Here is a 10,114-nt window from a genome sequence, read left to right on the forward strand (position 1 = left end):
CGTGGGGTAGCTCCCCCCCATCCCCCGCCCGGCGGGGGGGGGATACAAGGAAAATCCTCATTGTTCCCCCGCCCGGCGGGGGTTAGGGGGCCAATTGCAAATCAAGGCAGGGCAGGGTGAGAATCAGGCGCTTGCCGCCCCGCAAAACCGTGAGCTTTACCTTCTGCCCGACTTCTTTGTTGAGACGCAGCCAAGTGTGGAACTGGCGCGGGGTCATCTGCGGCAGGGTCTTGCCATCCACCGCCACAATCACATCGCCGAGCTTGAGACCACCCAGCGACGCTGCCCATTTCTCGCCGGGAAAGACAAAGTTCACTTTCAGTGCCAGGGTCTTGCTGCTGGGAACCGGCTCCTCCCAGAACCCAAAGATCGGCGGGATCGCCCCCTGCGACGGGCGGGCGGAGATGTCGTAGGTGCGCCAGCCCGACGGTAGGGTGATGGGCTTTCCATTGAGCAGCACGCGATTTGCTCTTGCGGGGAGCGCATCCAGCGCAAAGGCAACATCGGCGGCGGTGTAGATCGGCTGGGCGTTGAGCATCGTCAGCCGCTCCCCCACTCTCAAGCCCACTTTCGCCGCCACGGAGCCGGGCCTCACGGATGCAATGCGGTTGCCATCATCCAGCGTGAGCCCGAGCACGCTCGGCGGAGGATAGCGAAAGAGCGAGAGTTTTTGAAATGTCCCCGCCTTGCGTTGCTGTTCAATCTCGGCATCGTGGACATAGTGGCAGTGGTAGCACGGCTCGTCGGCGCGCTTGGACTGCGCAAAGGCGGGGAACTTCTGGCGCAGTGTCTGAGGAGCAGGTGGCGAAGCCATTTTGGGCCACACCACCGTGCGCACTTGCTCCAGAAGCGTGATAAGAGAAGCCACCGAGACGTCGTCGCCGCCCCAGCGGGCGAGAGTGACACCGTCGGGAGTGAGCACCAGCCCCATCAGCTGCTGGTCGTAGTCGAAGCGAAAGCGATTGAGGTCCAGTCCCTTGAGGCTAATCACCCGAACCGGAAGATAGTGCTCCGTGAGCAGCGCAATCAGCTTTGGGTCGGTGGGCTGGAGGATCGCCGCGTCCCGCTTCTCCCGCTGGCAGCGAAAGAGCACAAAGAGCAGCTTCTTCTGCGCCCGTGCCTCGACAAAGGCGGCATCGAGATCGGCCTGCCAGCGCACCTGCCTCATGCGAGAACCCGCGCGACTTGAGCATCCCACGTAGCAGCATCCGCAATTAACGACGGGCGCTTTTCGGGTTCAAAGCCACTGCGCGCCACCCCACTCTGATCGGTGTGGATAAAGTGCAGTGCGACACCCGCACGCTCCGTCTCGGTCGTATTGGCTCCTGTGGCATGGGGCGTGCCGTAGCAAAAAAAGATCGCACCACCCGCTTTAATCTCCACAGGAATGGCTTTGGTTTCGTCGGGCCAGCAGCGGATGTGGTGATCGGAGAAGCCGTCGCGCTCGTGGGGTAGTGGCTCGACGAAGGCGCGGGGGATGACGTTGAGTGTCCCGTTGGCGAGAGTCGCATCGTGAACGGCGGTCCAGAGCGCGGTTCCCTTGAGCGGATCCGGAATCTGAAAGTACGCATTGTCCTGGTGCCAGTTCGTCCCCATGCCCTGCTTGCCCGGCTTGAGAAACACCTGGTCGAGATGCAGCAACGCAGGCGCACCGATCAGCGCCTCAATCGCCGCCACAACTTTAGGCGCAAAGGGCATCGCTTTAAACAGCTCGGAGTGCGGCCACATCGGGCAGAGCTGGAGATTGACTTTGGTGGTCGAGTAGGTCTTACCGTCGCCCTCCGTCGCGATATTGCGGAGCTTGCCCTCGGTCTTAAGACGCTCTAGCTCAATACGCATCGCCGCTACCTCGCGCTCGCTCCAGAAGCCCTCCACGGCCAGCCAGCCCTCGGTGCGAAAGAAATCCACCTGATCCTCGCAAAATTGCATGCGAAAAGGATACCATAGGAGCCGGCATGGAAATCGGGGAGTATGAGCGAATGTTTACGGTGGAGGCGGATCATTTTTGGTACCGCACGCTTCACGGCCATGTACTCAAGCTTCTCAAGCCCGACGCGCCCGACGCAACCGTTCTCGATGCGGGCTGTGGCACGGGGATGCTTGCCCGGCGCTTGACCGATGCGGGCTTTGCGGTCACGGGGCTGGATTTCTCGCCTGAGGCGCTCCGGCTTGCCAAGACGCGGGGGCTTGAAAACCTCACCGAAGGCTCTGTCAATGCCCTGCCTTTCTCCGATAACACTTTCGATGCCGTGGTCTCGCTGGATGTCTGGTACCACCAAGCCGTAGACGATACCCAAGCCGCAAAAGAAGCCGCTCGCGTGGTCAAGCCAGGCGGACACGTTCTGGTCAATCTCCCCGCCTACGACTGGCTCCGCGGCCACCACGATTTGGTCGTGCAGACCGCGCGGCGCTACACCCGCCCCCAAGTGAGAAAGCTCCTCACTGAGGCGGGCCTAGAGGTAACGTTTTGCTCGCACTGGAACACACTGCTCTTTCCCGCCATTGTTGCCGCGCGCTTACTCAGTCGGCTCCGTAAAGATGAGTCGTCGGATGTCGCGCCCGTCACGCCTTGGCTCAACCATACCCTCAGCGCCGTGCTTGCCGCCGAGCGCCCTCTTCTCTCCCTACCGCTCCCCTACGGGCTCTCGATTCTTGCCATCGGAAAGAAACCAACGTGACGATTCTCCAGCGCCTGATGCGCTTTGTGAGTGTGGGAGCGGTCTCCACCGTGGTCGAGTACGCTGCCGTCGCACTTTTTACGTATGGCCTCAGCTGGCGGGTGCTGCTCGCCAACCCGCTCGCTTACTTGCTCGCCGCAATCGTCAATTTTATCGGCTCACGTCACTTCACCTTCGCCGAAGCAAAAGACCAAGCCGCAACCACACAAGCGGGGCGCTTTGCCGTGGTGCATAGTGTCGCGCTTTTACTAGACTTTGGTATTGCCGCGCTGGCCGAGCGCATTGGGCCGCTCGGTGGCGTTGCGCCACAGTGGATCGGCAAGGCCATCGCGCTCCCCATGATCGCGCTCTGGAGCTTCACCCTGCACCGGCTCTGGACTTTCCGCAGACTGTCTTAATTTTTTGGGTATACTCTTAGCTATGATTGTAGGAGTTATTCGCGAGATTAAAGACGACGAGAACCGCGTGGGGCTTCTCCCAGCGGGTGTCGAGGCGCTTGTTACGGCAGGCCACACGGTTCTGGCGGAGACCTGCTGTGGTTCCGGGATCAACTTTGAGGACGAAGACTACGCCGCGGCGGGCGCACAGATTGTCTCGTCGCCTGAGGAGGTCTTTGCACGCTGTGAGATGGTCATCAAAGTCAAAGAACCACTTCCCGCCGAGTATAAGCTCCTGCGCTCCGGGCAGATTCTCTTTACCTACTTCCACTTCGCCGCCAGCCGCGAGCTCACCGACGCGTGTCTTGAATCCGGCGCGGTCTGCATCGCCTACGAGACGGTAGAAACCCCCGATGGACTCTTACCCCTGCTGGCCCCGATGAGTGAAGTGGCGGGCCGTATGGCGGTTCAAGAGGGCGCGAAGTACCTAGAGCGTGCAATGGGCGGACGCGGGATTCTCCTCGGAGGCGTCCCCGGCGTCGCCCCCGCCAATGTCGTGATTATCGGCGGCGGTATGGTCGGCACTGAGGCGGCGAAGATGGCGGCGGGGCTGGGTGCCAATGTGAGCCTCTTTGATGTCTCGATCCCCCGCCTGCGCTACCTCGACGATGTCATGCCCAAGAACGTGACGACCCTCTACTCCACCCTCGCGGCGATCCGCGAGAAAGCGCTCCAGGCGGATCTTCTGATCGGTGCTGTGCTGCTCAAGGGCGCAAAAGCCCCGACACTTGTTCCCCGAAGTGTGGTCGCCCAGATGAAAAAAGGCGCGGTCATCGTAGACGTGGCCGTGGATCAGGGCGGCTGTATAGAGACGACGCACCCGACCACCCACCAAAACCCCACCTACTTTGTGGACGGCGTCCTGCACTACGGCGTCGCCAACATGCCCGGCGCGGTTCCGCACACGTCTACGGCAGCGCTCACCAACGCCACGCTCCCGTATGTCTTGTCTCTCGCCAAAAAAGGCTGGAAGAAAGCCCTCAAAGACGACGCGGGCCTGCGCAAGGGCCTGAATATTGTCGAAGGCAAGCTCACCTACGAGCCCCTAAGCGAAGAGTTTGCAATCCCCTTCGTCGCCCCGGAGAGTCTGCTAGGGTAGTTGGGCCATCTCCCCGGCTCGTTCCTCGCCTCCCCTCTTCCCCTCATGGCTCGCAAGCTCGCCGGGAAGAGGGGCTAGAAAAGGTATTTCCAGGCCCATTTATGGGTCTTGCCGCAACAGCGGGCCGCTTTAGCCGCCCGAAAAGGAAAACCATGAGATTAGGTGGCCCCGTATTTGGGGATATTTCGACACCCCAGAAATGGGTCGCCGCGGTACAGGCAGCGGGCTACCGGGCGGCGTACTGCCCGGTGAAAAGCGATGCCGATCGTTCGACGATTGCGGCCTACGCCCAGGCAGCGCGGGAGAGCGATATTGTGATCGCCGAGGTCGGGGCGTGGAGCAATCCGCTCTCTCAAGACAACAAAATCCGGCGTGAGGCGCGGGAGTTTTGCAAGCGGCAGCTGGAGCTGGCCGAAAGAATTGGGGCGGTCTGCTGTGTCAATATCGCCGGGTCGCTGGGGGCAAAGTGGGACGGGCCGTGCGCCGAGGATCTCACGGCGGCGGCGTTTGCGCTGATTGTGGAGAGCGTCCAAGAGATCGTGGACAGTGTCCAGCCAGCGCGGGCGGTCTACACGCTGGAGACCATGCCCTGGATGTACCCGGACTCGCCGCAGAGCTACTTGGAGTTGATGCAGGCCATTGACCGAAAAAGTGTCGCGGTGCATCTCGACCCGGTGAATCTCATCAACTGCCCAGCGCGTTATTTCCACAACGCCGAGTTCCTGCGCGAGTGCTTTGCGCTGCTGGGCCCACAGATTGTCGGGGTTCATGCCAAGGATATTTTGCTTCGAGAGAACCTCACGGTGCACCTCGACGAAGTGCGCCCCGGCCTCGGTGGGCTGGACTACGGCGTATTTTTAGAGGAGATGCGTGCGCTCCCTCCCGACACTCCCTTTATGCTGGAGCATCTGCCCAGTGAGGAAGAGTACCGGCTCGCGGCGGCGTTCGTGCGGACACAAGCCTCACACTAGAGCACAACTGCCCTCCGTACAACAGGCTAAAGGTATACTCTCGGTATGGAGTTAACCCAGAAAGTGGCGCTGGTGACGGGGGCCTCGCGTGGGATTGGTGCGGCGGTAGCCCTGCTGCTCGCCGAAGACGGCGCGGATGTGGTCATCAACTACCGAAGCAAAGGCCCTCGTGCGGAAGAAGTGGCGACGCAGGTGAGAGCACTCGGACGGAGCGCCTTGCTGGCTCAGGCCGATATTACCCATGCCGAGGAGCGCGATGCCATGGCCCAGAGCGTCCGCGCCCACTTCGGCCACCTCGACTTGCTCTTTCTCAATGCCAGCGGCGGGATGGAGAAAGACAAAGATGCGGATTATGCGATGCAGCTCAACCGCGACTCCCAGCTTGCAACTTTAGATGCGCTACTTCCTCTAATGCCACCCGGAAGCCGCGTGGTTTTTGTTACCAGCCACTGGGCGCACTTCTACGGCACGCACCCCGTCGTGCCCGCCTACGAGGCTGTCGCAGCAAGCAAGAAAGCAGGCGAGGAGGGACTCCGCAGGCGCATCCCCGAGCTAGAGGCACGGGGCATCAGGCTCACTATCGTCAGTGGCGATGGCATCGAGGGAACGATCACGGTGCGGCTGCTGGAGCGCCTCCAGAAAGGCACTTTGGACAGTAGCCGCGATCTGCCCACGGTGGCTGAGTTCGCAAAAGCGATTGTCGCCTCTGCCACCGACGACAGCCTAGAGTCGGGGCACATCGCCTTTATCGGCTCTATCGAGCCGTGACCGAATCTGTGTGAGCGTCCCGCAGGTGAGATAGAGGTCGTAGGTAAAGACCATACCAGGCGTGATCGCAAACTTTGTCAGCGGCGCAAAGTACGAGCAGCTCCCGTGTTCCGGCTTGCCGTCGCCGAAGCGGTAGCAAGTCAGCTCGTCGGCGATAGGCACTTTTGCCCCGACCCCAAACTCGTCTTTGTCCACGTAGGCCGCCCAGTGCTCAGGGAGCTTGCGGCTCTCGTTGGGCCAGCCGGGCTTGCTGCGCGCCGCTTCGTTGCCACCGACCACCAGCGTGTCTAAATCCGGCTCTAAGAAAATCGCGGGAATCTCGTGGTGACGGCTCTCGTGGGAGTGTGTCCCGGAGTACGTCAGCCGGTACTTCACCTGCGCCACATCGCCCTTCAGCGTGATCCACTGCTCAAAGATCGCCTCGGGGAGGTCGGTGCAGCCCGCCCAGTTGCGCCCCATGCTCTTGGCGTAGAGATCCGTCTTGCCGATTTTGAGCGCCAGAACTTTCGCCGCCGTGCCCTTGTAGTCGCCGCCCTGCACCGGGTTCCAGCGCCAGGGCTGCTTTCCCCAGATCGAGCCGTCGTCGTCGCCGTAGTAGCTCTGCTGGACTAAGCGTCCGTGGTCCCAATGATTGAGCAGGTTCCGCTCGGACTTAGAGAGCGAGAGCCAGCCAATCGCCGCCCCCGACGATACCTTCACCCCGACACGGATCTTGCCATTATCGAGGAAGGCCCACTTCTCCGCAGGCGGTAAGACTCCGGCGGGCTCGGCGTCTTTGAGGTTCATGAACTTCCACTCGCGCACCAGCTTGCCGCTAGTGTCACGCAGGCGCAGCCAAGAAAGCTCCAGCTCGCCCTGGCCTTGGCACGGATCGAGGCGCAGTGCCGTGAGAGCGCCCTGTACGGGCAGAGTCGCCCTCAGCTCCTGCCACTTCTCGCCGGGCGTGTAGCCCACTTGGACGCTACGCTCCGCGGCAAACCCACCACGCGCATCGCCCCAGAACACCTCCGCCGAGCCACGTGTCTTTGTCCGCTGACGCCACTCCAGCGTGAGGGTTCCCCCCACCGACGGCACCTCACTCGCCATCAGATACGGGTCGCCGCCGGTGGTACGGATCACAAGATTGCCCTTCCGCGCTCCCAGATGGCACTCGTGCGCCGCCTTCCAGCCCCCCCGCTCTTGTTGTTTCATGCCGTAGCGTACCTCATCTGCTACCAGTTGAAAACCGGCAGTGTATAATTCAGGCCATGTCTTCCCGCTTTGAGATCGGAAAAGCCGATTTCTTCCTCGATGGTAAACCGATTCGTCTTCTGTGTGGCGAGCTTCACTTCGCCCGGATTCCGCGCGAGTACTGGGCCCACCGCCTGAAGTTGCTTCGGGCAATGGGCCTGAACACTGTGGCGGTCTATCTGTTCTGGAACCGCCACGAGCCCCACCCTGGCAAGTTCGACTGGTCCGGCATGGCCGATGCGGCGGCGTTTATCAAGCTCGCCCAAAAAGAGGGTTTTCTGGTCTGCTTGCGGCCGGGGCCCTATGTCTGCGCGGAGTGGGAGATGGGCGGCCTGCCCTGGTGGCTCCTCAAGAAGAAAGACATCCAGCTGCGCTCGTCGGCGGACAGCGACTATTTAGCGGCCGTGGAGCGCTACTTAAAAGAGGTTGGGCGGGTTCTCGCGCCACTTCAGCTCCCGCATGGCGGCCCGATTGCCTTGGTGCAGGTGGAGAACGAGCTGGGGGCGTACGGAACCGACCGACCTTATATGGAGGCGGTGCGCAAGTTCTTACTGGCTGCGGGCTTCACGGATGTGCCGCTCACCGCGTGCGACTGGTCATCGAATTTTACGCAAAACGCGCTTCCGGGCGTGCTTTCGACCGTGAATTTTGGCAATAGCGCCGAGCGCAATGTCGCTGAGTTCAAGCGCAAGCGCACCGGCGATGGCCCAGTCTTTGTGAGCGAGTACTGGAGCGGCTGGTTCGACCACTGGGGCAAGCCCCACGAGACCCGGGCTATCGCAGGGGCGCTCCAAGACCTCGGCTGGATTCTGGATAATGGCGGCTCGTTCTCGCTCTACATGACCCATGGCGGCACGACATTCGGTCCCTGGGCAGGCGCGGGTGGCCCGCCGTATGATCCGATTGTCACCAGCTACGACTACAACGCGCCGCTGGATGAGGCCGCAAAACCGACCGAAAAATACCACGCGCTCCGGGTGATGCTGGCAAAGTGGCAGCCGGAGAGCAAGCCGCTTCCTGCGATCCCTGAGCCTATGCCCGTGATCGCAGTCCCCGAGATTGCACTCACCGAGCGAGCGCCGCTCTTTAAGAGCCTGCCCCGTGCGATCCGCACCGAGAGGCCTGCCGCAATGGAGAGCTACGATCTTGGGTTTGGGGCGATGCTCTACCGGACAACTCTCCCCGCTGGCCCCGAGGGTGTGCTAAAGCTCGCCGAGGCGCACGACTGGACGCAAGTTTTTGTGGAGGGCGTGCGTGTGGGCGTCTTAGACCGACGGCGCAACCAGTCCACGCTTCGTCTGCCCACGCGAGAGAAGCCCATACAGCTCGATGTACTAGTCGAGGCGATGGGACGGATCAACTTTGGACGCGGCATCCACGACCGCAAAGGCCTGGTCGGTGAGGTGAGCCTCGATGGCAAGCCGCTCACAGGTTGGGAGGTCTTCCCGCTCTCTTGGGGTGAGTCCCCGCTTCCGGGGCTACGCTTCTCCGATAAAGCGCCGACAGAAGGCCCCGCCTTTCATCGAGGCAGCTTCACGCTCACCCAGACTGGTGACACGTATCTCGAAATGAAGGGCTTCCGCAAGGGCATGGTCTGGGTCAACGGCAATGCGCTGGGGCGCTTCTGGCATATCGGGCCACAGCAGACACTCTACTGCCCTGGTTGCTGGCTGAAAAAAGGCAAGAACAGCATTATCGTGCTGGATTTAGAGACGCCCACCAAGGCCACAGTCATGGGCCGCACCACGCCTATTCTCGACGAGATCGTGGTGGATCTGAGCCAGCGCCACCGCAAGCCTGGCCAGACCCTGCGGCTTGAGGGCCTCACGCCGACACATACGGGCACGTTCGGCCCCGGCGGCGAGTGGCAGGAGGCGCGCTTTGCCGCGCCTGCTAGGGGCCGCTATCTCTGTTTAGAAGCGCTCAGCGCCCAGGATAACAGTGTCTACACCACCCTCACCGAGCTAGAGCTACTCGGCCCTGACGGCAAGCTCTTGTCGCGCGGTGCCTGGAAGATCGCCTACGCCGACAGTGAGGAGCTGGTCGGAGAGAGCGGCACGGCAGACAATGTCTTCGATCTACAGCCCGTCACGTTCTGGCACACAGCTTGGAGCGCAGACAAAACGCCCCATCCCCATCAGCTCGTGGTAGACCTAGGAAGTGAGCAGACGGTCACCGGCATCCGCTGCCAGCCCCGTCAAGACAACGACCACGGGCGGATCAAGGCGTATCGGATTTTTCTCAGCGCCACACTCTTTCCCGGACTCTAGGACAAACACTACTATTCCTATTGCAAAACTAGAATTAACAGAGTAGACTAGACGCCAGTATGCCTGAATTAAACTGGGAAGAGCTGGACGCAAGTGCCGTACTCCAGCGAGCCGTCGCAATCTACAGCGACGGCCTGAAGCTCGCCTGTAGCTTCGGCGCTGAAGACGTGGTGCTGCTAGATTTGATTTCCCAGTCCAAGCTCCCGATCTCGGTCTTTGTGCTGGACACGGGGCGGCTCCATCAAGAAACCTACGACCTCTGGGCGCAGCTCAACCAGCGCTACGGCATCAAGATCGTGGCTTACACGCCCCAGACTGAGCCGCTCCAACAGCTTCTCCAGCTCAAAGGTCCGGGGAGTTTCTACCACTCTATCGAGAACCGACGCGAGTGCTGCCAGCTTCGAAAAGTGGAGCCGCTCTCGCGCGCTCTGGCCGAGGTGAAGGGCTGGATCACCGGCCAGCGCCGCGAGCAGTCTGTGACACGTGGCCGTCTCCCTAAGCTTGAAGTTGACGCGGCGCACGGCAGTATCGCCAAGCTGAATCCCCTCGCGGACTGGACCGAGGCACAAGTCTGGGAGTATATCCATGCCCATCGGGTACCCTACAACAAACTCCATGACCAAGGCTTCCCCAGTATCGGCTGTGCCCCCTGCACCCGCGC

General features: G+C 61.5%; 10 protein-coding genes. 7 read left to right on the forward strand and 3 right to left on the reverse strand.

Annotated elements, in window-relative coordinates:
* Nucleotides 1-82: 82 nt before the first annotated feature.
* Nucleotides 83-1,168, reverse strand: coding sequence for a PDZ domain-containing protein (locus AC1XOS_RS15065; RefSeq protein WP_481963046.1), 1,086 nt, complete (start codon nt 1,166-1,168; stop codon nt 83-85).
* Entirely contained in the window at nt 1,165-1,929 is a 765-nt protein-coding gene (locus tag AC1XOS_RS15070; protein ID WP_481963047.1) for a phytanoyl-CoA dioxygenase family protein, read from the reverse strand. Before AC1XOS_RS15070 ends, AC1XOS_RS15065 begins: the two co-directional genes overlap by 4 nt.
* Nucleotides 1,930-1,955: 26 nt before the next feature.
* Here AC1XOS_RS15070 and AC1XOS_RS15075 point away from each other — a divergent pair, with 26 nt between their 5' ends.
* The 5 genes from AC1XOS_RS15075 to AC1XOS_RS15095 all read left to right on the forward strand — a co-directional run bounded on the left by AC1XOS_RS15075 (nt 1,956) and on the right by AC1XOS_RS15095 (nt 5,953).
* Nucleotides 1,956-2,678 carry a class I SAM-dependent methyltransferase gene (locus AC1XOS_RS15075; RefSeq protein ID WP_481963048.1) on the forward strand — a complete coding sequence of 241 codons (723 nt, stop codon included), beginning with the start codon at nt 1,956-1,958 and terminating at the stop codon, nt 2,676-2,678.
* Nucleotides 2,675-3,076 (forward strand): GtrA family protein, encoded by a 402-nt coding sequence (locus AC1XOS_RS15080; protein ID WP_481963049.1) that lies wholly within the window; start codon nt 2,675-2,677, stop codon nt 3,074-3,076. Before AC1XOS_RS15075 ends, AC1XOS_RS15080 begins: the two co-directional genes overlap by 4 nt.
* A 22-nt stretch (nt 3,077-3,098) precedes the next feature.
* Nucleotides 3,099-4,214, forward strand: coding sequence for an alanine dehydrogenase (gene ald / locus AC1XOS_RS15085; RefSeq protein ID WP_481963050.1), 1,116 nt, complete (start codon nt 3,099-3,101; stop codon nt 4,212-4,214).
* 152 nt (nt 4,215-4,366) lie between these two features.
* Nucleotides 4,367-5,185, forward strand: a complete 819-nt coding sequence (locus AC1XOS_RS15090; protein WP_481963051.1) for a sugar phosphate isomerase/epimerase family protein — start codon at nt 4,367-4,369, stop codon at nt 5,183-5,185.
* A 45-nt stretch (nt 5,186-5,230) separates the two neighbouring features.
* Nucleotides 5,231-5,953 (forward strand): SDR family oxidoreductase, encoded by a 723-nt coding sequence (locus AC1XOS_RS15095; RefSeq protein ID WP_481963052.1) that lies wholly within the window; start codon nt 5,231-5,233, stop codon nt 5,951-5,953.
* On the opposite strand, the gene AC1XOS_RS15100 is transcribed toward AC1XOS_RS15095, so the two are convergent.
* Nucleotides 5,909-7,144 carry a hypothetical protein gene (locus AC1XOS_RS15100; protein ID WP_481963053.1) on the reverse strand — a complete coding sequence of 412 codons (1,236 nt, stop codon included), beginning with the start codon at nt 7,142-7,144 and terminating at the stop codon, nt 5,909-5,911. The two genes, AC1XOS_RS15095 and AC1XOS_RS15100, sit on opposite strands and share 45 nt — an antisense overlap.
* 56 nt (nt 7,145-7,200) lie before the next feature.
* On the opposite strand from AC1XOS_RS15100, the gene AC1XOS_RS15105 reads away from it, so the two are divergent.
* Both AC1XOS_RS15105 and AC1XOS_RS15110 read left to right on the forward strand, forming a co-directional pair.
* The gene (locus AC1XOS_RS15105; protein ID WP_481963054.1) at nt 7,201-9,453 is read left to right on the forward strand and encodes a beta-galactosidase; all 2,253 of its coding nucleotides are present in this window, start codon (nt 7,201-7,203) and stop codon (nt 9,451-9,453) included.
* A gap of 59 nt (nt 9,454-9,512) precedes the next feature.
* Nucleotides 9,513-10,114: phosphoadenylyl-sulfate reductase (locus AC1XOS_RS15110; RefSeq protein ID WP_481963055.1), on the forward strand; the 602-nt coding region annotated here is incomplete at its 3' end.

The sequence above is a fragment of the Armatimonas sp. genome, from assembly GCF_964826245.1.

What these genes read in the sequence shown, in the direction of transcription:
- AC1XOS_RS15065 (WP_481963046.1), bottom strand. Translation starts at nt 1,168, where the DNA reads ATGAGGCAGGTGCGCTGGCAGGCCGATCTCGATGCCGCCTTTGTCGAG.
- AC1XOS_RS15070 (WP_481963047.1), bottom strand. Translation starts at nt 1,929, where the DNA reads ATGCAATTTTGCGAGGATCAGGTGGATTTCTTTCGCACCGAGGGCTGG.
- AC1XOS_RS15075 (WP_481963048.1), top strand. Translation starts at nt 1,956, where the DNA reads ATGGAAATCGGGGAGTATGAGCGAATGTTTACGGTGGAGGCGGATCAT.
- ald (WP_481963050.1), top strand. Translation starts at nt 3,099, where the DNA reads ATGATTGTAGGAGTTATTCGCGAGATTAAAGACGACGAGAACCGCGTG.
- AC1XOS_RS15090 (WP_481963051.1), top strand. Translation starts at nt 4,367, where the DNA reads ATGAGATTAGGTGGCCCCGTATTTGGGGATATTTCGACACCCCAGAAA.
- AC1XOS_RS15095 (WP_481963052.1), top strand. Translation starts at nt 5,231, where the DNA reads ATGGAGTTAACCCAGAAAGTGGCGCTGGTGACGGGGGCCTCGCGTGGG.
- AC1XOS_RS15100 (WP_481963053.1), bottom strand. Translation starts at nt 7,144, where the DNA reads ATGAAACAACAAGAGCGGGGGGGCTGGAAGGCGGCGCACGAGTGCCAT.
- AC1XOS_RS15105 (WP_481963054.1), top strand. Translation starts at nt 7,201, where the DNA reads ATGTCTTCCCGCTTTGAGATCGGAAAAGCCGATTTCTTCCTCGATGGT.